We start from the raw sequence: 23,559 nt of genomic DNA, 5'->3' as shown, positions 1-23,559 counted from the left end.
GTTTTTGCTTACATCCGTCCAACAGAGAGGCAGGAATCCCCTGAGAGGCGGAAGCGGAAGTTGACGATTCAGAAACCGGGCAGAGGCGCATGTACGACGTTGGGCCGCAGCCTATTCCACGCAGGCGCTGCCGCCGCATTGCTCATCAGTACCGCTGCCTTCACCGCGCCGCCGGCGCACGCACAGTCCGCCTCGGCATGGTCCAAGCGCGGCGCAGATGCCGAGTCTCGTGAAGACTGGGACGCTGCATTTGAGGCGTACCGCCAGGCCCACCTGCTCAAGCCAAACGACCTTCGCTACAAGACGCACTTTGAGCGCGCACGCTTTTCGGCCGCCGCCGCCCACGTTGACCGTGGTCGCGTCCTGCGTCAAAGTGGCGACATTCATGGTGCTCTCACTGAGTTTGAGCGCGCCCTCGCCATTGACGGCAGCAATCAATCCGCTCAGCAGGAAATTAATGTCACCGAGCGGATTCTCGCGAACACCCCGACCAGCAATCTCGACCTGCCAGCATCCACGGGCCCCGCGCCAGAGCTTGCCACGCTTGGCGAGCCGCTAAAGCTGAAGCCCGTTTCATCGGACCCGCTGACGCTGAGCATGGTGGAAGACACCAAGGTGCTCTATCAGGCCATCGGCAAAGCTGCCGGCCTCAATGTCATCTTCGACCCCGACTACACCTCGCGCCGGATCCAGCTTGATCTGAAGGGCGTTTCGCTGTCTGACGGTCTGCGCATTCTCGGCACGCAGTCCGGCACGTTCTATAAGCCAGTCACGTCGAACACGATCTTCGTCGCGCAGAACACGCAGCAGAAGCGTCAGGACCTGCAGACGCGTGCCGTGCAGACGTTTTACCTCTCCAACGCGGCCACACAGGCGGATCAGAACGAGCTTCTGACCGCACTGCGTAACGTGCTGGAACAAGACGTCAAAATCTTCCTCGTTCCCAGCCAGAACGCCATCGTGGAGCGCGGCACGCCCGATCAGCTCATGCTCACGCAGGAGCTGCTGAACAACCTCGACCGTCCGCATAGCGAAGTCGTGGTGGACGTGGCTGTCCTTGAAGTCAATCGCGATCACTCGCGTAATCTCGGTCTCACGCTGCCGCAGAGCGTCACCATCACGCCACAGGTTGCCAACAGCACCTCATCGTCCTCGTCCAGTTCGTCCAGCAGCACAACCACCACAACAACGTCTCCAACGCTGAATACCTTCGCAAACCTGACCGCCAGCAACTTCGCCGTCAGCGTCGGTAACGCAACGGTGGCAGCACTGCTTTCGGACAGCGATACACGCATCCTGCAGAATCCGCGCATCCGCGCTACTGACGGACAGCGCGCGCAGTTGAAGATCGGTCAGAAGATCCCCGTCGCCACCGGTTCGTACTCCTCCGGCGCGTCTACGGCCATCGTGTCATCGCTGGTGAACACGCAGTTCACCTACATGGATATCGGTGTCAACATCGACCTCACGCCGACCGTTCATCAGGACCGCGAAGTCTCACTCAAGATGAAGCTGGAAATCTCCACCCATGCCAGCGACGTCACCATCTCCGGCGTCACAGAGCCGGTCATCGGTCAGCGCACGGTAGAGCAGGTTATCCAGCTTAAGGAAGGCGAACCCAGCATCCTCGCCGGCATCCTCACGCGGCAGGAAACGGATTCGCTCTCCGGCACACCCGGTCTGTCTGAAATTCCGATCCTCAAGAACATCTTCAGTACGCACAACCGCGATCGTTCGCAGGACGAAGTCGTCTTCCTGCTGATCCCGCACATCGTGCGCGAACCGCTGATCACGCGCTTGAACACGCGCGCCATCGATACAGGTTCCGGTCAGGCGATCGAACTCCGTCGCGAAGTCGTCGCTGAGGCGCTTGCAGGCGATAACGCCGCCAGCATGAATACCAGCGCCTTCCCGCAGCAGCCTGCGCGGAACCTGCCGCCATCGGCTCCCATTACAGCAGCGCAGGCCGCATCGGCCATGATCGGCCAGATCGGCAATGAGAACACGCCCGCAGCGCAGGCCGCAGCTGCCGCTCTGAAACAGAATTCGCAGCCAGTTGGATCACCCGCTGCTCAGCCAGCCGCCGCAGCCTCTGCTCCACCGGTAAGCTTCGCAGTCGCCCCGGGACAGGCCACACAGACAGTCGGCAGCACCTTCCAGATGGCGGTCATCGCTTCCGGTGCGAAGGACCTGTACTCCGTGCCGCTGCAGGTGCAGTTCAATCCTGCTGTTCTGTCGCTGGTCAACGTCGATTCGGGCGAACTCCTCTCGCGTGACGGCCAGTCCGTAGCCGTCGTTCACCGCGACGAAGGCAACGGCACCACCACCATCTCCATCTCGCGTCCGCCTGCGGTACGCGGTGTGGATGGCCAGGGATCGGTGTGCGTCCTAACCTTCAAGGCAAACGCCGCAGGTGACTCGACCGTTTCGCTCAGCAAGGTAGGCGCGAAGAACAGCACGCAGGTCAATCTGCCCGCGGTCGGTTCGCAGGCCACGGTCCACGTGAAGTAACAGGGGAGAATCGCCATGCGTATGCGAACGGCGAAATCCGGGCCGGACTCTGGTCAGGGCGGTTTCACCCTTGTCGAACTCATCGTGGTGGTGGGCATCCTCGCCATCCTCGCGGGTGCCGCCATCCCGGTCACTCGCTGGCAGGTGAAGCGGACCAAGGAAAGGGAACTGCGCACCGCCCTGTGGCAGATGCGTTCCGCCATCGATCGGTACAAGGACGCCGCAGATCGCGGAGCCTTCCAGACCAAGCTCGATAGCTTCAACTATCCGCCGGATTTGGAAACACTGGTCGACGGCGTAGACGTCCAAACCAAGAAGGTGAAGTTTCTGCGGGGCATTCCGAAAGACCCCATGACCGGTGATACCGACTGGCAACTCCGCTCCATGCAGGACGAGCCTGACACCAGCGGCTGGGGCGGCCAGAACGTCTTTGACGTACATTCCAAGAGTCAGGGCATCGCTCTGGACGGGACAAAATATTCAGAATGGTAACCATGACCAAAGGGCATAGCAACGACGAAGGCTTCACCCTGCTGGAGCTCCTCTTCGTCATGGTCATCATCGGCGTGCTCGCCGCCATGGCGGTGCCTGCGTACACGCGCCACCTGCGCGCCGCAAAGGAAGCTGTCCTCAAGCAGGATCTGCACGTCATGCGTGAGGCAATCGACAGCTATACGGTGGACAAGCAGAAAGCCCCGCAGACACTGGACGATCTCGTCACCGCAGGCTATCTAAAAGCTCTCCCCATGGACCCCATCACCAACCGCAAGGATTCCTGGATGGGCGATCGCACCGACAGCTACAACTCTGTCGACGAAACGCAGACCGGCATCAATGACGTCCACAGCGGAGCGCAGAACGCCTCGCTCGACGGTTCGCTTTACTCCACCTGGTAAAAGAAAAATACTCACTTCAGAGAGAGTGCGATGAGCGATCTATCCGCCGTTGATATTGCCATCCGACAAGCTGAACTGATCCTGAAGCTCTACGACCTGCGACGCGAAGCCACCATGCGCGAAGCACGTTCTTACATTGGCGGAGAATTCCTGCCTGCCTCGGTGGAAGAACTCGTAGCCATCGTCAGCAGCGGCACAAAGCAGGGTGCCTTCGTACTCCAGGTCTATGGCTACTGGGACATGGTGGCGTCGTTCGTCGACAGCGGCGCGCTCACTCCTCAACTGATCTACAACACCTGCCAGGAAATGTACTTCCAATACGCGAAGATTCAGCCATTCCTGGCTGGCTTCCGGCAGCAGATGAATCTGCCCGAATGGATGAGCGGAATCGAACGGCAAGTCGAAGGCACTGAAGCTGGCCGTGCCCGACTCGCCACCATGCGAAAGAACCTGGAAGCCATCGCCGCCGCGCGTAATGCCTCGAGGGCATAACCGCATGCCCTCGCAGTCCCAAACCCTGCGCCTTTACACCGCACTCTCACTGCATCGCGAAGACTGGGCAGGACAACTCCTCCTCCACATCGGCCTCAACGAATCCGGCAGGGAACTAGCCCTCGCATCCCTCGCCGCAGGCGCAGCGTCGTTACTCCTCGAAGAAGACAGCCAACAACTCCGCGAAGCCAACCGCGAAGGCTGCCTCACCTTCACCGTCACCACCCTCGACGAAGCCCTGCGCGCCTTAAAAAATGAAATCCGGCAGAAACGAGCCATCACCATCGGCCTCGCCGGTAGTTCAGCGCAACGGCTAGCGGAAATGGTCGAACGAGGAGTCCTCCCCACCGCCATCACAACGTCACGCCCACTTACCGAGGCAGAGCAATCGCCCCTGCAAACGCTGCAGCAGTGGGGAGCGCAACCACTTCACGCAAGCGGCCTAACCGCAATCAACAAAGCAAGTCGCAACTTGGAAGCCCCGCTGGCATCCTTGCGGGCCGGCATCGCAGAAGACACCGCCGCTACGCTGCAAGACCGCCGCAGCAAAGACGAAATTCTTCGCACACAGCAATCAGAAGCCCTACCGCAAGCGTTACAGAAGCGCTGGTTCGAGACAGCCCCAACCCTCTTCCCGCGTTCCCTAAGCCGGGCCTACTGGACAGCGCTTTAAGCCGGAATCACCGACTCCAACCGCTCCCAAAGCGCACGCAGTCCCTTGTCGCTCTTGCCCTTCTCCACGGAAACGGCGATCACTTCATCCACGCCATGCTCCCGTTTCAGCGCGGCAATGGACTTGGCCAGCGTGTTGTTGCTCAACCGGTCACTCTTCGTTCCAATGACGACAAACGGCCGTTGTTCATGCCGTAAAAAGTCCATTAACTGGGTGTCGCTTGGTTGGGGCGGAATGTTCGTGTCGACGAGGCAGCAGCACAGCGCCAACTGCTCACGATCCGTCAGGTATGGGTCAATAAAACCCGACCACTCCGCTGCAATTGACTTCGAAATCTTCGCGTATCCATACCCCGGAAGGTCGGCAAACACCAACGCCGGAAGCGACTTCTGTTGCCCACTGGAACTCACCGGATACAGCCCAAAGAAGTTGATCGACCGCGTTCGACCCGGCGTAGACGACACCTTGGCCATTCCCGCACCCAGCAAAGCATTGATCAGGCTGGATTTACCCACGTTCGAACGCCCCAGGAACGCCACTTCGGGCGCGCCGCCCGTGCGTGCCTGGGTGGGGAAATGTTCTGGCGCAAACGCCGACAGCAGGAACTGTGCATTCAACTTCATCGTTCCTGAGTGTAATGCCTTACGGAATGAATCGAAGTGATCGCTACCGCTCAAAGGTGCCGATTCGGAACCACTGAATCCCCTCAAAATAGAGATTCATCCGTTGCGTCATACAGCGTCAGAAAAAGGTTTACACTACAGTAACTGGTGACGACAGTAACTACATGGCTTCAGAAGAAATACAGAAAGAACAATCTGGAAGCCCTGCTGATCCCATGCGGAACGGTGTACGTTTTCCTCTCAGGTTAAAAGTGCGCGTGGAAACAGAGCAGGGAGCGTTTGATGCAGAAACGGAAGATGTTTCTGCAAGTGGCGTGCTTTTCCGTACGCAGGCGGAGGCGCCTGCAATCAATGCCCAGCTCTCGTGGACGATGGTTTTACCAGGCGAAGTCATGGGAGGCCCCGCTGATACTGTGGTCCATTGTCTAGGGCGAGTCATCTGGAGAAGATCGAGTCAAGATGGTCAGCAAATCGGCGCGGTCATTGATAGTTACCGCATTGCAGGAGGTCCTAAATGAAGGATCGTTCCCTGCAGGACGGCTTTGAAGAAGACCACATTCCCAACGAGGGAATCCGCGTCATCCTTGCAGATTCGCAAGCCATTTACCGAGTCGGTATCCGCAAAGTCTTTGCTCTTGAAGACGATATCCGCGTCGTCGCCCAGGCGGAAACCCTGTCCAATCTCTACTCCGCATTGCAGCGTTTTCCCGCCGATGTCGTCATCCTCGAAGGAAGCCTCATCGCCGGAGTTGTCGACGCCATTCCCGAGCTCATCCGTCGCGCACCGCAGGCAAAAATTATCGTCCAGGTCACTGAATCCAATGAGGCTACGACGGTGGAGCTCTATCGTCGCGGTGTTCGCGGTGTAGTGCCGCGCGCCATCTCGCCTGACCTTCTCGTCAAGTGCGTCCGCAAGATCTCCGCAGGAGAAACCTGGATCGACAACCAGTCTGTCTCGTGGGTCATTGAGGCTTATCGCGCACAAGCGGCAGCCATCATGAGCCCGCGCAACAAGCCGCATCTGTCACCGAAAGAAGTGCAGATCATCTCCTGCATTACACGCGGCATGCGCAACAAAGAAATTGCGTATCACGTCGGTACAACGGAACAGGTCATCAAGAATTACCTGCGCAAGATCTACGACAAACTAGGAGTTAGCGACCGTCTCGAGCTCGCGCTTTACTGCATGCATCACCAGTTACTGAAGGATTATCCGCAGGATCAGCAACTACCGTAACGTGACCAACGACCCAGAAACAAAATCGCCACTCCTCTTGTGCAGGAGTGGCGATTTCTACTTATGAAGTAAGTAACTTACATGCCTTCGAACGTTTCATCCAGCCAATCATAGATACGCGCAAACGCCATGCGATGCGCACCCACCTGGCAATGCGCTCCCGCACCTTCCTCCCCAGTAAAGCGAATAAACGTCTTCGGGCAGGTCAGATGGTTGAAAAGGGCCTGGGGCTGACCTTTAAAGAAAAGATCGTCTTCCGCTTCTAAAACCAACGTAGGACAGGCGATCTTTTCTGCAATGCCATTGCGAAGGTGATACTCCAAGGTAGCCGCAATGTATTCACGCGGCGACTTGGTTCCAGTAACAAACATTCCATGGGTAAGTGCCCAGTCTGCCACCGGAGACGATTTCTTTTCTTCTTCCAGCTTTGCATCCAGTTCCGGTGCTTCCGGCGCACGAATCATGGACTCGATAACAGGAAGTTGCTCAGGCGAAACATTGCCACCAAGATTCGCAATTCCGTAGTCATACACGCCGTCGTTGGCCACCAGTGCGGCAATCCGTTTCTCGAACGCAGCAGCGCGCGGTGCCAGATAGCCTCCTAGGCTAATGCCCATCAAAGCAATCTTGTCCGGATCAACTCCAGGCAGAGTCAGTGCGAAATCCACCACTGGCGTCACCACTTTCTCCCAGTCCGGGCGGAAGGGAAGCCGTTCACGATGGATAGGTCCATACTGCCCCGGACCATCAAACGTCAGAACGTTATAGCCGCGTTCCACACCTGGAATAGCGCCCTCGCCATGCAGTTCCTCGGCTGAGCCATCGAAACCGGAATGAATGATGAACAACGGACGCTTTGTATCGGACTCATCCACGCGGTGGTAGTAGCCCGGTAACGTCGTGCCTTCATACGGAATCTCCACCGGAAGCACAGGCGGATCACACAGCACGCAACAAGCCTTATAGGCCGCAATGGATTTTTGATAGGAGTTGTAAATGCGAGGATCATCCGGATTGCCGTGGAGAAAGAACTCTGCGGTGCGGAAGTAAGTTGTGGCGCGCAGATAACTATCCCGGGCACTCACACGATGTCCCCGCTCTATCTGCGATTCAGCTTCTGCCAGCACGCGTTCCGCTGTCGCAGTCCACTCTGTGTACCAACCATCCGGATCGCCAGAAGTAATGCGATTAACCGTAGCCATCACTTCGCCAAATTCTGAAGCGCCATAGCTTGCTGCACCAAAGGCGCGCTTTGTTTCAAACCAGTACTGCACATTGTCAGGGAAGAAGGGAAAGCGTCCCGCTTTCAACATAAGTAATTTCCTTTTCGTGTCTTTGTTAAGCGTGTGCCTTGCTAACGTGGTCCGGATACCACTTCGTGAAGCTGAATGCCGCAACCAGCGAGACGATGATCATCCTGCGTGACAACGTTGAATAATCCGGATTGGAGTGCGCCAACATATCGAACGCCGCAACGGTCGCCATAGCCACCGTCCACACGGCAGTCAGGATGTAATTCGTGCGAATAAATATGGGTGATGTGTGCAGCGACTCCGGAACCTCTTCACGCGCATACTGCAACGTGAATGGCAGCTTAATGATTAGGGAGATCAGCATGATCAAAAACAGTCCCGTATCCACTACGGCTCTGACTCCCATAATGTCCCAGGTCCGATGCACCAGTGTTGTGTAGCATGCCAACCCCGCAAACAAAATTAAGGTGCCACAATCCAACACTTTCAACGAGCGCCCCAGTTTCAATTCGCGCAGGATCAGCACAACGGACACCGCTGCGGCAGCCCATAGTGCCACTGCGGCACTCGTAAAGCGGCTCAACACTGCAAATGCAATAAACGGCGATAAGCCAAGCAGAATTCCCATCGTGCTGTTCCTTTCTTACTTCGCTTGTTGCGCTGGAGTTTGTGACTTATCACCACTCGGCTGAGAAGCAACCCAACCCTGCGTAGCCATGATGGTGTTCATCTCTTTCGCAACGGCATTGGCAATGCGCGCGGTATCGCCTTCCACGCTTGATTTGCTATCCGTTGCTGCGCCTGCCGCAGCGCTGGTTGCCACGGAACCAACACCCATCGTCTCTACGGCACCGGGCTTCTTGCCGCTCGCGGCATCCACTTTGAATTCGCTTAGCAGAATCGGTCCGTTATCTGTCAGCAGGGAGATCACCACATGCGCCTGCACATCACTCGCACCGCGTCCCAGCCCAATCATCATGCGCGTCGTCTTGTTGCCTTGCTTAATCGTGATGAAGTCTCCACGCACAATCAGTGTGCCTGCGGGTTCCTCCGGGTTCGCCCCAAGTGGTGATCCTGCTGAGGGGATAGAAGTCTTCTTCAGATCGTTGAGCAGTGTTTTAGAAAACGCCGTCTGCACCTTCTTCGCAATCGCAGCAGGATCTTGGTCCTGCCCGGCATCGCCTTTCATACGCGCAATCGGACTGTTGGAAAGAACATGTGACGCCGGTGAATGATCCACGGTGATGATCTCGCTCGGCACATCGAAATCATGAACAACAATCTTCGCTGGTGCTGCCAACTTGGCTTCGCCTTTGTATCCAGCGATCACGGTAATCTTCGTGTCGCCTACCAGCAGTTTTTCAGCCTTGTTCTGGGCAATGGCAACACTGGTGGAGAGCATCGCAAAGACAAGCGTCGAAGCCGCATGCATGCGCACAATACGTTCTGCCATACTCGATCTCCTTGTCCCGTGCGGAACACAAAGTTCACAAGACAGCCGAATACTGAATCACGAATGGCGTCATCATAACCTCTCGACCGAGCGCCAATGCATTTAGTTTTCGCAAAGGTCATGCGACCTTCACAGGTGTTTTTTGCGCGCATTCAGTCTGCAGTTCATCGGTCGCAGACCGAATCACAAAGCCACAATGTTTCGTCGTGAAAGATTTTTATGGCCTGTGTTGCCGCAGAGCCGTTAACATTCCTTCAAACATGGCCTCCGGAATTGTGCATCAGTGGCGTGCGCTCACGTCGCCGCAGAAGAATGCTTTCATCGCTTGCTTCCTTGGTTGGGCGCTGGACGCTTTTGATTTCTTCATCCTCACTTACTGCATTACCGCCATCGCGGGTGACTTCCACACCACCGTCGAGACTGTGACGGAAGCCCTTTTCTGGACACTCGTCATGCGCCCCGTTGGCGCTCTCATTTTTGGTGCCATGGCAGAGAAGTTTGGCCGACGCCCCACGCTGATGATCAACATCATCAGCTTCTGCGTCTTTGAAGTAGCCTCCGGCCTCGCGCCAACTCTCGGCTGGCTACTCGTCTTCCGCGCTCTCTTCGGCATCGCCATGGGCGGCGAATGGGGCGTCGGCGCAGCGCTCGCCTTTGAAACACTGCCAGAAAAAGGCCGAGGCTTCTTCTCCGGCCTGCTGCAGGAAGGCTACGTTGTCGGCAACCTGCTCGCAGCAACCGTGTACGGCCTTGTCTTCCCGCATCTTCACGGCACAGGCATGCTGGTGAACTGGCGCGTCATGTTCTTCATCGGAGCGCTGCCGTCCATCCTCGTCTTCTACATCCGCAGCAAGGTGGAAGAGTCTCCCGCCTACCGCAGCGGTCAGGCAAAAGCCGTTAAACCCACCATCCACCTGGGCGACATCGCACACTACCTGCCCACATTCCTTTTTCTCGTCCTCCTCATGACGGCCTTCACCTCCTTCAGCCACGGCTCGCAGGATCTGTATCCCACCTTCCTGCAGAAGGCAAAGGGCTTCACTCCAGGACGCGTCGGTTGGGTCAGCGACGTAGGCCACATCGGCGCTCTCCTCGGCGGCATCACCTTCGGTACGTTGTCTGAACGCTGGGGCCGACGCCGCTCCATCGTCATCGCAGCGCTTCTTGCGATCCCCATGATTTACATCTGGGCTTTCACCTGGGAACCCATCATGGTGGCCGCTGGCGGCTTCCTGATGCAGTTCATGATTCAGGGCGCCTGGGGCATCGTCCCGGCACACCTCAACGAGCTCTCGCCTGCCGCCGTTCGCGCCACCTTTCCGGGCCTGGCCTACCAGCTCGGCAACCTGCTCTCCTCGCGCAACGCCAAGTTCCAGACCGCGCTGGCGCGCAAGTACTTCCATGGCGACCTGACACCCGTCCTCGCCTGGACAGTCGCAATCGTAGCGGTTGCCGTGGCTCTCCTCGCCGGTCTTGGCAGGGAAGCCAAGGGCCAAAGCATGTCCTCCGTGGAGGACCTACCAGCCTGACCACTGCGATTAGCCTCAAAAAGCACAACTGGTCTGACCACTCAAAACCGTAATCTCAACTTTTTGCCCATTTTCTGTAAAAAGTTGGCGCAGAAATCAATTTTCCGCGACAATAGAGGATAGGAAACCCCTAGCCGTGCCACGTATCCATTTCCAGCAACAACTCGCCATGCTCAAAGACAAGCTGCTCGCTATGGCAGCCCTTTCGCAGCAGGCGCTGGAACTGTCCGTCGAGGCGTATCTGCAGCGCGACACAGGCCTCTGCGTCCATGTCTACGATATCGAGCAGGCCATCAACGCCGCCGAGCGTGGTGTCGACGAAATGGCCTACGAGCTCCTCGCCAAGGAACAACCCATGGCAATGGACCTCCGTTTCCTTATGGCCGTCATCAAAATTAATGGCGACTTGGAACGAGTAGGCGATCAGGCTGCCGCAATCGTCAAACGTTGTGCAGAGCTGCAAAAGACGAACCCTGACGCAGGCCCCGAAAACCTGCCTGGCCATCTCGCAGCCATGGGCGCGCTCTCCGTCAAAATGATCCGCCGCGCCATCCGTTCCTTGCTCGAAGGCGATCCCGTCCTCGCAGAAAAAGTCCTCACCATGGACGACGAGATGGACCGTCTCAACCGCGAAACGCAGGCCGCCCTCCGCGATGAGATGGCCCGCCGGCCGGAAATTACAGAAAACGCACTCAACTCCATCATCGTGGCGCGCAACCTCGAACGCAGTGCAGACCACGCCACCAACATCGCCGAAGACGTCATTTTCTGGGTGCGCGGTTCTGACGTACGCCACAACGACATTGCCGCAGCCGCGGCGCAGTAGAAGGGAATCATGGTAGACGAAGTCCAGAGCAACGCCACGCCCGTAACCCCAGCAAAGCCCGCCGTCGAAAAGAAAGAGACGAAGGCGCAAAAGATGGAGCGCCTCAAGGTTGAAAAGAACCCCTGGGAGCACTGGGATGAAGTCGTCGCCTTCGCCAAAGAAGGCCGTGAATCTGTCGTGCCCGACTGGGCTGGCGCTTACTTCAAGTGGTGGGGCATTTACACGCAGGGCGACGGCATCGGTGCCGTAGGCGGCGTCGGTGGCGAAGGCAAGGCCACGGAATACTTCATGATGCGCGTCGGCATCCCCAACGGCATCCTCACCAGCGAACAGACCCGCGTCCTCGCCGACCTCGCGCGTGACCACGGCCGCGATCTCGCCGACATCACCACGCGCCAGAACATCCAGTACCACTGGCTCACCATTGAGTCGCTGCCGCTCGTCGTCGACGCTCTCTCCAAGGTCGGCCTGTCGCCCAAGGGTGCCTGCGGCGACGTCGTCCGTAACGTCACTGGCTGCCCGCTCACAGGCCTGCACAAGCACGAACTCCTTGATGCCGCACCGCTCGCGAAGAAGGTAGCTGCCTTCCTCACTGGCCATCCGGACTTCGTCAACCTGCCGCGTAAGTTCAAGATTACCGTCGGCGGTTGCCCCGAATGGTGCAACTATCCGGAGATCAACGACATCGGCCTCACCGCCATCGAGCGCACCGTCAACGGCCAGCGTGAAGTCGGCTACTCCGTCCGCGTCGGCGGCGGTCTCTCCAAGGAACCGCATCTCGCCATCCGCCTGAACGCCTTCGTTAAGCAGGATCAGGCAGAAGACGTCTGCTACAAGATCACCGAAATCTTCCGCGACCAGCAAGGTAGCCTGCGCGAAAGCCGCACCACCGCGCGCCTGAAGTACATGTTCATGAAGGACGGCTGGACTGCCGAAACCTTCCTCGCGGAAATCGAGCGCAAGCTTGGCTACAAGCTGGACCCCGCACCCGCAGAAACCCAGCCCGACGACATCTACCGCGACCACACCGGCGTTCTTCCGCAGAAGCAGGCAGGCCTCTCCTCGGTGGGCATCACGGTCCTCCGTGGCCGGATGGACGCCTCCCAGCTTCACGCCCTCGCCGACCTCGCTGACGAGTACGGCAATGGAGATGTGCGCCTCACAATCCAGCAGAACGCCATTATCACCAACGTGCCAAACGAAAAAGTTCAAGCATTAGTTGAGAAAATCAATGCCCTCGGACTGCACGTCGAAGCCACCAACTTCTGGCGTGGCACCGTCGCCTGCACCGGCACGGAGTTCTGCAAACTCGCCATCGCAGAAACCAAGGGTTTCTCCCGCTGGCTCGTCGACGAGATGGAGGAGCGCGTCCCCAACTTCGACCAGCAGCTCCGCATCAACGTCACCGGCTGCCCCAACAACTGCGGCCAGGCATGGATCGCTGACATCGGCCTCGAAGGCAAGAAGGTCAAGCACGAAGGCCAGATGGTCGACGCCTTCTACTTCTGCCTCGGCGGCGCCCTCGGTGAACACGCAGGCTTCGCCCGCGCCATCGGCTACCGCGCGCCCGCAACGGAAGTTCCGGTCGCTATGGAGCGTCTGCTGAAGACGTACCTGAAGGACCGCACCCAAAACGAAAACCTCCGCCAGTACTTCGCCCGCTTCTCCGACGAAGAACTTCGTGGCCAGCTCGCAGGAGCAGTCGTCGCAGCCGCAGAACGCGACAAGCCCAGCGGTCGCCCGCCTGCAGAGATGTAATCAACCCTGCCGCTCCGCTCGGAGGTCCATCATCCTGAGCGGAGCGTAGTAAGTCGTAAGGACCAGCCTCATGTCACTCTTCCCAATCTTCCTGAAACTCACCAATCGCCCATGCCTCGTCGTCGGCGCAGGATCCATTGCGGAAGGCAAAATCCAATCACTGCTCGACGCCGAAGCGCAGATCACCGTAATCGCCACACGCGCGTCAGCCAAGGTCCAGCAACAAGCCGAAGCAGGAGAAATCACCCTCCACCTTCGCGAGTTTCAGGACAGCGATCTGGACGACATGTACCTCGCCGTAGCCGGATCCGACGTTCCTGAAGTCAACCGCGCAGTCTTCGCCGGAGCACAGTCCCGCGACATACTCGTCAACGCGGTCGACGACCCACCTTACTGCGACTTCTTCTTCCCATCCATCGTCCGCCGTGGCGACCTTCAGATCGCCATCTCCACCGCAGGCGAAAGCCCCGCGTATGCCATGCAGCTTCGCAAAGCGTTGAATGAAGCGCTGCCGCATGACATTGGCCCCTGGCTGGAAGAACTCGGACGCCTCCGTCGCGAAGTCCTCCAGATGGAACCCCTCGGCGAGCCGCGCAAACAACTCCTGCACCAGCTCGCCCAGCGCGAAGTCTGTGGAGCCGAAGCCTGCCCCTCTCGCCAGATCGCGAAACGACACGCCCGCGAACACTATCCCGAGCGGAATCCTGCGGAGGTATCTCGATGAGCGCGCAAAAGGGAACGGTCTATCTCGTAGGCGCTGGCCCAGGCGACCCCGACCTGCTCACGCTGAAGGCAGCGCGCCTTCTCGCCACGGCAGACGTTGTCCTCCACGACGACCTCGTTCCCGACGCCATCGTGCAACTTGCCAATCCGCACGCACTCATCACCAGCGTCGGCAAGCGCTGCGGACGCCCTCGCATCACGCAGGCAGGCATCCACGAACTCATGATCGATTCCGCGCGCCGCAATCTCAGTGTCGTGCGTCTCAAGAGCGGCGATCCGCTCGTCTTCGGTCGCGCTGCGGAAGAGCTCAACGCCCTCCAACAAGCCAACATCCCAGCGGAAGTCATCCCCGGTGTGTCAGCAGTCTTCGCCGCAGGAGCCACGCTTCAACTCCCGCTCACAGACCGCCGCACCGCCTCCAAGCTCATCCTCATCAGCGGCTCGCACGCGGCAGACAAGACCAATCCGCTACCCATGTGGCAGGGCCCTCTGCCAGAGGACGCAACGCTTGCCATCTACATGCCAGGCCGCAACCTGAAGACGCTCGCAGAAGACCTCAGCGCTCACGGCGTCCCCACAGACATGCCCTGTGTAGCGATCTCCTCCGCAGCCACACCACAGCAATCCGCCGTCGCCGCCACACTCGAAGACTTCGGCAACCTGCAACCGGGCCACGCGCCGCTGCTCGTCCTCATCGGCCGAGCCATGGTGTCCATGCTCGAAGGCAAGCACGATGAAACCGCGGATCATCTAGTCAAAGATGCAGCTTCAGCACTCACTTCGCCATCATTCTGAACCCTGTCAATCCCCGAGTGCGTCCCGAGGCGGTATAAGCCAATCATTCCAAATGCGTTACCCAACAAAATTTGTTGGCACGATCCCACATGTGCAGGACTACAATAAAAACAGGCAAGATGAAGGGCCGCGCATAGCGCGGCCCTAACTCGTTTAGAAAGACGATTTTACCCCTAACCCCAATGGGCAGACGATTTTAGCGCCACCCTCGCCGTAACCCCAATAGAAAGACGATTTTAGAAAAACAGGGGAGGGGTACCCCCTTACTCCGGTAGGTAGCTGTAGAGCAGATACTTCTGTCGCGCCTCGCGGAATTTCCAAAGCTCCGGTTCCCACGCTGCCACAATGTCATGCGGATCTTTCCCGGCAGCAAGCGCCTGCATCGTCGCACTATTCAGCACCAGGCCTTGTGCCTTCGCCAACAGCAGTTGCGTCGGATATTGCGCATGAACTGCGGCCAGCAACTCCGCGCCCATCGCAGGTGCATCAAGCCGTGTCCGATCGGTAGCGGTCGCACGGACGCCATGAATCGCCTGTCCGGCAAACGGATAAGGCTTCGCCGGAGTGAACGTCACCGGTGCAAACGTCACACCCGTCATCGCACGAGCGTTCAGCGTGTCAGCCAGCTTCTTCGCCTCCGCATCGGAAGCAATCCACGCAGCGCCAACCTGCTCAAACGCCGCATCCGTTCCGCGGCCAACAGAAAGGTTTGTGTACTCGGCAAACGCAATGCCGGTGTAAAGCGTAGCCGCACTCATACTCTGCAGATTGGGTGAAGGATTCACCCACGGCAAACCGGTCTGGTCATACCAAACACCGCGTTGCCAGTTCTGCATCTTCACCACGCTCAGCTTCACGCCAAGCTGTTTCTCCCCATTGAAGAACCCTGCAAGCTCACCCATCGTCAGCCCGAGCGACATGGGTTCCTGCATGTAGTCGACATAGCTCTGCACGCCCGCATCGGCAACCGGCCCAACAACCTGCACACCGCTCGTGATCGCTGGCCGATCCAGCACCACAACCTGCGTGCCAGCCTTGGCCGCCGACTCCATCACGTAACCCATCTCGGTCTCGTAGGTATAGAAGCGCGCCGGAACATCCTGCAGGTCAATGAGCACCGCATCCAGCTTCTGCAGGTCTTCCACCTTCGGATAGCGGTCGGCTAGCTTCGCCCCATACAGAGAGATCACGGGTAGATGTGTTGCTGCATCCACGGCATTGCCCAGACCCTCATGGTCCTCAGCGCCCAGAATCCCATGCTCAGGCGCGAACAGCGTGGTCAGCTCAATCCCATTGCCGCGCTGCGCATACAGCACGTCAATGGTGCGCTTACCGCTGCGGTTCAGGCCGGTGTTATTGGTCAGCAGTCCAATGCGCAGATGTCCCGGTGTCTTGGCAGCCAGTGCATGCAACGCCTGGAAGTTGGTCTGCTCCAGCACGTCAATACCAGTGAGTGTTGCCTTACCCAGCAACGGCTTGTCCAATCCCAGTGCCTTCGCCGCGGCCGTAGCAATCGTGCCACGCAGCGGCGTAATCGGCTTGCGCCCACGCGGATGCACCGCATTCGCCAGCAGGATCACATAGCTGTCACTACGCGGGTCCATCCACACCGAAGTGCCAGTGAAGCCTGTATGCCCGAAGCTGCCCACCGGATAGATCGTGCCTCGCGGACGCGAGTAGGGCGAGTCGATATCCCATCCAAAGCCACGCAGCCCCTTCGCACCCGTAGGCTGCTCGGGCTGGCACATCAGCCGCAGCGTCTCCTGCTTCAGGGGGAAGTTGCTCGGACGTCCCGCCAGCCGATCCAGCAGAGCCTGCGCGAACAGGCTGGTGTCATGCACCGTGGAGAATACACCAGCATGACCGGCGACACCACCCATGCGCCGAGTCGTAGGGTCATGCACCTCACCCCGCAACATACGGTCGTCATCCATGGGCTTGTCGTCGTTATGGGCTGTGGGTGCAATGCGTGCACGCATTGCCGCACTTGACACGGCAGGGCACGTAACAGGGGCTGGTTCCCAGTACAGGTGAGGGCAGTGGGGGGTGAAGTATCCCGTCTCCGTCATCTTCAACGGCGAAAAAATATGCTTCGCTGCGTAGACATCAAGCGGTTCACCGCTGATCTTCTCCACAATCGCGCCAAGAGTGATGAAGTTGATGTCGGAGTACTTGAAGGTCTTTCCCGGAGGTCCGTAAAGGTCCGATTCCATCGCGCGCTTCACGCCTTCAGCCTTGCCGCTCCACGCATCCTTCAGCGACACATCTTCACGCAATCCGCTGTAGTGCGTCAGCAACTCACGGATTGTCACACTGCTCTTGCCATTGGACGCAAACTCCGGCAGATACTTCACCACCGGATCATCGAACTGCAGCTTGCCCTGTTCATACAACTGCATGATGGCAACGGAAGTGGACATGCACTTGGACAGCGACGCCATATCGAAGATGGTGTCTTCCGTCATCGCCTCAATCGCCGGATCTTCCGCACGATTGCCATAAACCTTCTCATAGACGACGCGTCCATTGCTACCAATGGCGACAACGCCACCAGGCAACAGCTTGTCCTTCAGCGCCTGCGCCATCAGCGTATCGATCTCGGAGAAGTCGGCACTCTGCGCACGCATCGATGCAGTGCCAAATACGACCATCACCAATACCGCAGCAACAGCCTTCGCACGCGGCTTGCCCATAAGACTGAACAGCGAGCCAACCACAAACGTCACAACGGAGCCAAGCAACACATACCAGGTGAACGCAATGTCAGACAGAGAGAAACCTCCGATATGAATAGGGGGAACAGGAAGGATCTTTGGCAGATACAGAGCCAGGTTGAAGGCGAAGCCCGCAATCATACCGACGGTTGCGCCAAACTGTGTCGCATAGCGAGTCAGCGTTCCCAGCAGGAACACACCCAGCAACGCACCATACGCAACCGACGCAATGGACAACCCCATCTCCACAACGTGTCCTTTGCCTCCTACCTTTACCGAATAGATAGCAATGGCAACCAGTACAACTGCCCATAGCAGCGTTGCTGTACGTGACAGCAGATTACGCTTCGTGTCAGACGCATTGGGATTCAGCTTCATGTAGAAGTCCACGATGGTCGTTGAAGACAGGGAATTCAATGCTGCGGAAAGGTTAGACATCGCTGCCGCAAGAATCGCCGCGATCAGCAATCCTGCAACGCCAGTTGGCATCTGCTGCACGATGAACGCAGGGAAGAGGCGATCCGAACCATGCACTATAAGCAACGCCGGATGCTGTCCATAGAACACGTACAACCCCGCGCCAATCACCAGGAACAGAGTGAACTGCAGGAAGACAACGCCACCGCTGGCCAACAGCGAGACTCGTGCCTCACGCAGGTTCTTCGCAGCCAGCAGACGCTGCACCATCAACTGATCGGTGCCATGCGAAGCCATGGTCAGGAATGCGCCGCCAATCACACCGGCCCAGAATGTGTAATTCGAGGTCAGGTTTACGGTGAAGTCGAACAGTTGCAACTTGTGCGCCGCGCTGGTAACGGCATGCACCGTTGCCCATCCGCCATCGACCTTTGCACCCAGCGTGAACAGAGCAATGATGGTTCCTGCGATGTATAGGAACATCTGCACGACATCGGTCCAAATCACCGCCGCCATGCCGCCTTCAAACGTATAAGCCAACGTCAACATGCTGATGATGACAATGCTGGCAATGTCATTCGTGCCAATCGCAATGCCCACCACAATGCTGACCGCATAGACGCGCACGCCTTCCGCTGCAGCACGCGTCAACAGGAACAAACCAGCAGTGACCTTATGCAGTATTGGGCCAAAGCGACGATCGATAAGCTGATACGCGGTGAACAACTCGCCATCGAAGTAGCGCGGGAGAAAAAGGATGCAGATCAGCAGTCTGCCGATCATGTAGCCGAAGACAAGCTGCAGAAAGGTGAAATTGCCGCCAAAGGCAATGCCCGGCACGCTGATGATCGTCAGCGTACTGGTTTCAGCCGACACGATGGACAGCGCAATGGCCCACCACGGTACGCTGCGCGCGGCAAGGAAGTACGACGACAGCGATGTGTCTGTGGGCTTGCGAAAGCGCAGGCCAAACAGGGTGATCGCAATCAGATAAAGGACAATCAGTCCAAGGTCGAAGGCATGAAGCCGCGTCGGCATGCATCGAGTCTACAGGTGACAGGAGTGTTACAGAACCTCTCCTCGCAGGATGGTTCCTACGCGGCTTCCTGCTGCGTTGAAGACATTGAAACTCGCCTCCGCTTCGTCAAAAGGCAGGCTCAGCATGTTCTTGGGATTGCGTGACGCTAACCGCACGGCTGTATCCAGTCCGCAGCCGGTGAAGGTCTGTACATTGGCAACGGCGCGGTCCATCGTCAGCACGGACCCCGCCAGCACGCCTGCGTACATCGCCACTCCGTCCTTCACCTGGACATTCATGTCACCCAGCAGATACTCGCCGTCTGGCATGCCGGTAGCGGCCATGCCGTCGGTGATCAACATTGCGCGCTCCTCACCCTTCATCCGGAACCACAGACGGACAGCCTCTGGCGTGGTGTGAATGCCGTCGCAGATTAATTCCGCATACAGCTCTTTGGCATCCAGTACAACGCCCAGCATGCCCGGTTCACGCTGCGTTAGGCCACGCATGGCATTGAACGTATGCGTCGCGCTTACAGCACCTGCGGCGATGCCCGCTCGCGCTTGCCTTGCAACTGCATCGCTGTGACCCATGCTGATGCGGACACCCTTCTCGCTCGCATGCGCGATCATCTCCAGCGCATCCTGTAGTTCTGGAGCAACGGTCATCAGTTTGATGTGACCTCGTGCCGCTTCCTGAAAACGGTCAAAGAGTGCAACCGAAGGCTTCTCCAGCAACTCTGGGTTATGTACACCGCGCTTTTCATGCGAAAGGAATGGCCCTTCCAGATGAATGCCCAGAATCTCTGCGCCATGTTCCGGCGCTGCCGATTCAATTGCATTCGCGATGCTCTCCAATGCGTGCAGAGTGTGGTCGATGCCAGCGGTGACAGTCGTCGCAAGGAACTGCGTCGTGCCGTACCGTGCAAGCGTGCGTGCCACGGTATCAATGGCTTCGGGCGTACCTTCCATCACATCGCGTCCGCCCGCACCATGCACGTGGACATCAAAGAACCCAGCGCTGAGCGTTGCTTCCGGCAGATAAAGCGCGCCTTCCGGCAACACGTCGCGTTCCAGCGAGGTCACCTGTTGGACCTTGCCGTCTTCCAAAATCAGCAGTGGCTCATGCACTACCGAGTGTGGAGTGATCAGCGTTTTCGCTGCGATGGCTTTCGGGTGTGTGCCGGATGCGAGTTTCGTTTCGTCAGTCATTGAGGAGCTCCTGGCGCAGGCGGCGCGGGCAATCCAATTTCGGATGCCGGAGGAATCGTTTGCGTGCGGTCCCACTGTCGTTGTGCGGAACGCACTTTATCAATGCGGCTAAGCCACGTGTTCAGCGTGTAGTCATACCGCGCAAGGTTATTACGCAGGAAGTACGGGCGATTGCTTTTGAGCCACGCAGCCTCATACAGATCGCGCATCAACGAATACTGATTGCGCAGATCCTGCAGCTTGCCGTTTACCGCGTTGATGTCATTCAAATCGCGCGATACTTCGGTGCGGCTGTCTTTGTCCTTAGCATTCTGCAAGCGATAGGCATTGTCGTACGTCGTTGCCATCTCGTCAGTCAGTTGAAACTTCAAGCCGATCAGATCCATGCGGCGCGCGCCAAGTTCCATTGCATCCAGAGCATCTTGCTCGCGCAATGTTGCAGAGTTACGAGCCTGTTCGACTAACACAATCGCCTGTTCCGCGTGCATGCGCAACTCATGCAGATAAGGCCGAATCTTCGGCGCATAAATCTGTCCGTCAGCACTCCACGGATCAATCCAGAACAGCAGGTCGGAAGCATCGCTCGTCTTGAATCCGTTCTTCAAGACGGCATGCGCGGCCATCAATTCTTTCTGCGCTTCATTTACCTTGCCGCTGGCATCGCCGTGAAACACCTGGGCGAAGCTGTCCTGAAACTGCGGAATCGAGCTTTCACCCTTGTGCCATGCGGCCTGCGCACCAAACAGCAGCGCATACCAGTTGTTGTTGAACAATGCCTCGCCATCGTCTTCCCATAGTGTGTTCAATTGCCCGGTGCAACCCGCAGCCTGACCCTGTGCGGTGAACTGCTGAATGTTAGGCAGAGCATTGTTGAAGTTGGGCCACACGCGGCTCCAGTTATTCACGCCCGGTGCCACCCAGCACTCCATACCCGCATCGGTGTACGGCTTAATCCACGGAGCAAAACTTGTATGCGGGTTGTATTCCCAACCTACGGCAATGGTCTGCTGTTTAAAGTCCGGCGGCAGCGTCTTCAGCAGCGCAGGCTCCTTCATCGCAATATCGCCCCAGAAAAGAAAACGACGATTCAACGGCTTCAGCGCTGCAACGGTCTTTTGCAGATAGTCAAGATACACAGGGCCAAGACCACGTGAATCCACTGCAGCTTTGGTCTGTCCCTTGCCAAGCTCAACTGTTTCATCTGCACCAATGTGCAATAGCGGCGAAGGATACTCCGCTGCCAACTCCGTATACATTCGCTTCGTCAGCTCAACAGAGCCCAGCTGCCCCGGCGCCAGCACATGTCCATGCGGAGTCTCTGCCAGCGGCGCATACATCTCCTGATTCAGCATGTAATGCAGATGGCCAAATGCTTCCTGCTCGGGAATCACGGTGATGTGATATTGCGCAGCGTAGGCAACTAACTCACGCGCCTGCTCCGGCGTGATCGAACCTCCCGGAGGTGCGGCCAGCGGCTCGCTGCGGTACTGCATCGTGTTTTCGAAATACGGCGAATAGACATTCACCTTGTACGACGCAAGCTTGCGAATCAACTCCTTCTGAAACGCAAGCGTCGGCACAGGTCCGCGCGAAAGATCATCATGCAGACCGCGATATTTCATCGCAGGCCAATCGCGAATGCTGGCTGTCTGCAAAGTCGCCGCGTTGCCACTACCAGCGATCAGTTGCTTTGCTGTCATCGCCCCGTAGAACACACCCGCAGACGTCGCACCCACAACGCTGACGCCCGATGCGTCAGGAACAATGGCGTAACCCTCGTCCTGCATCTCGGGCGACCACGCCACATGCGCGACACTCAACGCCTGTTTGCCTGCATCACTGCCATAGCGCAACAAAGTGATGTGTGCCGAACCGGACGCAGTAACCACAATGTTGCTTTCACGAAGCTGACGCGTAAGTTCGTTCACTACAAAAGTGTCGTCTGCATTGCACGCAGAACAAACAATGCTCACACCCTGCGAAAGAGGAATCGCACGAACAGCGTTTGCCTCGCGTGGCGTAGGGATCAGCGCCATCTGCGAGAGAGCCGTGACACTGAACATCAACGTGCAGGGGAGAGACAGTCGGCGCAACTTTGGGGCAAGGGCCATGCAAACAAACTAAATGATTTGGCTGCCTTTAGGCAGGCGGACGTACCGTCCAGAGTGCGGGCTGTCGCATCGGAAACGTCCGGAGCAACTCCGGCTTCTTCGGTTCCAGCGGCAGACGCTTCCACAACACAATGTATTCCGAGCGACTGTATGCACGTCCTGCGAGTAACAGGCTCGGCTGGCGTACAGGCCAATCGGTGAAATGTTCCGCGTCAGATGGAAACTTCCAGGCCCCACGGTTTAGCAGCACAGGAAACAGCCATGCCGCCGCTGACCGCATGCCGCGTCCGTCCTGCAGGTTGTAGTCCCACAGCCGATCCAGCGGCGACGACACCGCCTCGCACGTCATCGAAAGGCAATCCAGTGTGAAGATGGACGCGGCATAAGCATCAGGCCGATGCAGTTCGGCGGGGAACTGGCCATCGAAATTCATCTCGCGCAGCAGCTTGTCACGGAAGCGATGCAGGCAATCCAGTTGCAGCGCGCCGTTGCGCGTGAATCGAGCCATTTCGGCCGCCTGCAGAGTCCAGCAGATGGCGGTGCGATCCTTCATCTCACGCGCAATAAAGCCTGGCTTACTTTCGTTCATCCACGTGGTGAAGTCGGTAAACCATTTGCGCAGCGCGGCGGCATCATCCTCAGTTGCAGCTCCGTTGTAAGCGCATAGAAACGACGCGCAACGCGAAGTCTCCGCCAGCATTACCGTGTCTTCGACACCCCGAAAACTGCCATCAACGGAAGGCGGAATACAGGCAGCATGATCCAGATTCGGCTCCATCCGCGTATCCGCGTCGATGAACCAGGCTCGCAGATGATTCAAGGCGTGCTGCGCATACTTCACCTCTGAAGTCAGCCGCCACGCGGCAACGCACGCGGCCACCACGCCGTTCATCCGCACCAGCGCATCGCGATGTTGCGAAAACGCCGCAGGATTGGAATACCCGGGTCGATGCTCAAAGTGACCACCCTCGATCGCGAACCACTCCGTGTCCTCTGAAAAATACAAATGAGGACTCGCCAGCTTCTTAGGTGCGGGCACAGAGGTGACGGTCTGCGGTGCCAGCTTCAGGGCATCGGCTGCCCCGGCGAGAATATTGTCGCGATCGTATTCGGCCACATTGAAATGAATATTCTCAGCCGCCTGGCTCCATCCTCCCAGCGAATACGCGCAACCAGCGGCAGTCATTCCGGAGAGGAATGCACGGCGGGAAAGCGCGATCTTGGAGCGGGGAGACATCGTGCCGAAGAGCCTATCACCTTCGCGTTCTAACGGGATGGCATCGCGTCTTTCCAAGGCTCTTACACGTCTCAATTTCAAA

General features: G+C 58.0%; 20 protein-coding genes. 12 read left to right on the top strand and 8 right to left on the bottom strand.

The annotated features are described in order from the left end of the window. Positions 1-60 precede the first annotated feature (60 nt). Genes BLT38_RS09210 through BLT38_RS09190 form a run of 5 tightly spaced genes read left to right on the top strand, consistent with a single transcriptional unit; the run spans position 61 to position 4,572 of the window. Entirely contained in the window at positions 61-2,511 is a 2,451-nt protein-coding gene (locus BLT38_RS09210; RefSeq protein WP_331711416.1) for a cohesin domain-containing protein, read from the top strand. Between the two features lie 15 nt (positions 2,512-2,526). Then, positions 2,527-3,003 (top strand): type II secretion system protein, encoded by a 477-nt coding sequence (locus BLT38_RS09205; RefSeq protein WP_083344908.1) that lies wholly within the window; start codon positions 2,527-2,529, stop codon positions 3,001-3,003. A gap of 2 nt (positions 3,004-3,005) precedes the next feature. Beyond that, positions 3,006-3,407, top strand: coding sequence for a type II secretion system protein (locus BLT38_RS09200; protein WP_083344907.1), 402 nt, complete (start codon positions 3,006-3,008; stop codon positions 3,405-3,407). Between the two features lie 30 nt (positions 3,408-3,437). Continuing rightward, entirely contained in the window at positions 3,438-3,899 is a 462-nt protein-coding gene (locus BLT38_RS09195) for a DUF4760 domain-containing protein (RefSeq protein ID WP_083344906.1), read from the top strand. Between the two features lie 4 nt (positions 3,900-3,903). Continuing rightward, positions 3,904-4,572, top strand: a complete 669-nt coding sequence (locus BLT38_RS09190) for a hypothetical protein (protein WP_172838206.1) — start codon at positions 3,904-3,906, stop codon at positions 4,570-4,572. Here the strand turns inward: BLT38_RS09190 and yihA are convergent. Then, positions 4,569-5,195 (bottom strand): ribosome biogenesis GTP-binding protein YihA/YsxC, encoded by a 627-nt coding sequence (gene yihA, locus BLT38_RS09185; protein ID WP_083344904.1) that lies wholly within the window; start codon positions 5,193-5,195, stop codon positions 4,569-4,571. The two genes, BLT38_RS09190 and yihA, sit on opposite strands and share 4 nt — an antisense overlap. Before the next feature lie 164 nt (positions 5,196-5,359). Between yihA and BLT38_RS09180 the strand changes: the two genes are divergently transcribed. Beyond that, complete coding sequence (locus BLT38_RS09180) at positions 5,360-5,713, top strand: PilZ domain-containing protein (RefSeq protein ID WP_083344903.1); 354 nt, start codon at positions 5,360-5,362, stop codon at positions 5,711-5,713. Next, complete coding sequence (locus BLT38_RS09175) at positions 5,710-6,432, top strand: response regulator transcription factor (protein ID WP_083344902.1); 723 nt, start codon at positions 5,710-5,712, stop codon at positions 6,430-6,432. Before BLT38_RS09180 ends, BLT38_RS09175 begins: the two co-directional genes overlap by 4 nt. A gap of 77 nt (positions 6,433-6,509) precedes the next feature. Here the strand turns inward: BLT38_RS09175 and BLT38_RS09170 are convergent, their stop codons facing one another. The 3 genes from BLT38_RS09170 to BLT38_RS09160 are packed head-to-tail and all read right to left on the bottom strand — an operon-like array spanning position 6,510 to position 9,138. Then, positions 6,510-7,745 (bottom strand): alpha/beta hydrolase family protein, encoded by a 1,236-nt coding sequence (locus BLT38_RS09170; protein WP_083344901.1) that lies wholly within the window; start codon positions 7,743-7,745, stop codon positions 6,510-6,512. Positions 7,746-7,770: 25 nt separating this feature from the next. Then, a complete protein-coding gene (locus BLT38_RS09165; protein WP_083344900.1) occupies positions 7,771-8,313 on the bottom strand; it encodes a hypothetical protein in 543 nt (180 codons plus the stop codon). Positions 8,314-8,328: 15 nt separating this feature from the next. Next, positions 8,329-9,138, bottom strand: a complete 810-nt coding sequence (locus BLT38_RS09160) for a DUF4410 domain-containing protein (RefSeq protein WP_083344899.1) — start codon at positions 9,136-9,138, stop codon at positions 8,329-8,331. Positions 9,139-9,398: 260 nt separating this feature from the next. Between BLT38_RS09160 and BLT38_RS09155 the strand changes: the two genes are divergently transcribed. The 5 genes from BLT38_RS09155 to cobA all read left to right on the top strand — a co-directional run bounded on the left by BLT38_RS09155 (position 9,399) and on the right by cobA (position 14,769). Beyond that, the gene (locus tag BLT38_RS09155; RefSeq protein ID WP_083344898.1) at positions 9,399-10,667 is read left to right on the top strand and encodes an MFS transporter; all 1,269 of its coding nucleotides are present in this window, start codon (positions 9,399-9,401) and stop codon (positions 10,665-10,667) included. A 136-nt stretch (positions 10,668-10,803) separates the two neighbouring features. Then, entirely contained in the window at positions 10,804-11,493 is a 690-nt protein-coding gene (gene phoU / locus BLT38_RS09150; RefSeq protein ID WP_083344897.1) for a phosphate signaling complex protein PhoU, read from the top strand. A 9-nt stretch (positions 11,494-11,502) separates the two neighbouring features. Beyond that, entirely contained in the window at positions 11,503-13,251 is a 1,749-nt protein-coding gene (locus tag BLT38_RS09145; protein ID WP_083344896.1) for a nitrite/sulfite reductase, read from the top strand. Between the two features lie 70 nt (positions 13,252-13,321). Further along, entirely contained in the window at positions 13,322-13,975 is a 654-nt protein-coding gene (locus BLT38_RS09140; protein WP_083344895.1) for a precorrin-2 dehydrogenase/sirohydrochlorin ferrochelatase family protein, read from the top strand. Next, positions 13,972-14,769, top strand: coding sequence for a uroporphyrinogen-III C-methyltransferase (cobA, locus tag BLT38_RS09135; protein ID WP_172838205.1), 798 nt, complete (start codon positions 13,972-13,974; stop codon positions 14,767-14,769). The genes BLT38_RS09140 and cobA overlap by 4 nt, the downstream gene beginning before the upstream one ends. A 263-nt stretch (positions 14,770-15,032) precedes the next feature. On the opposite strand, the gene BLT38_RS09130 is transcribed toward cobA, so the two are convergent. From BLT38_RS09130 to BLT38_RS09115, 4 genes are read right to left on the bottom strand one after another with little or no spacing between them, the layout of a single operon-like run. Continuing rightward, a complete protein-coding gene (locus tag BLT38_RS09130; protein WP_083344893.1) occupies positions 15,033-18,938 on the bottom strand; it encodes a sodium:solute symporter family transporter in 3,906 nt (1,301 codons plus the stop codon). A gap of 27 nt (positions 18,939-18,965) precedes the next feature. Then, complete coding sequence (gene nagA, locus BLT38_RS09125) at positions 18,966-20,129, bottom strand: N-acetylglucosamine-6-phosphate deacetylase (RefSeq protein WP_083344892.1); 1,164 nt, start codon at positions 20,127-20,129, stop codon at positions 18,966-18,968. Beyond that, complete coding sequence (locus BLT38_RS09120; protein ID WP_083344891.1) at positions 20,126-22,240, bottom strand: glycoside hydrolase family 20 zincin-like fold domain-containing protein; 2,115 nt, start codon at positions 22,238-22,240, stop codon at positions 20,126-20,128. Before BLT38_RS09120 ends, nagA begins: the two co-directional genes overlap by 4 nt. A 28-nt stretch (positions 22,241-22,268) precedes the next feature. After that, positions 22,269-23,534 carry an alginate lyase family protein gene (locus BLT38_RS09115; RefSeq protein WP_231966833.1) on the bottom strand — a complete coding sequence of 422 codons (1,266 nt, stop codon included), beginning with the start codon at positions 23,532-23,534 and terminating at the stop codon, positions 22,269-22,271. Between the last annotated feature and the right edge of the window lie 25 nt (positions 23,535-23,559).

Origin of the sequence: Terriglobus roseus, assembly GCF_900102185.1 — a bacterium.
In the GTDB taxonomy this organism is placed as follows: domain Bacteria; phylum Acidobacteriota; class Terriglobia; order Terriglobales; family Acidobacteriaceae; genus Terriglobus; species Terriglobus roseus_A.
Note: the sequence above shows the minus strand (reverse complement) of the source record. Positions and strands in the feature narration are given on the sequence as shown.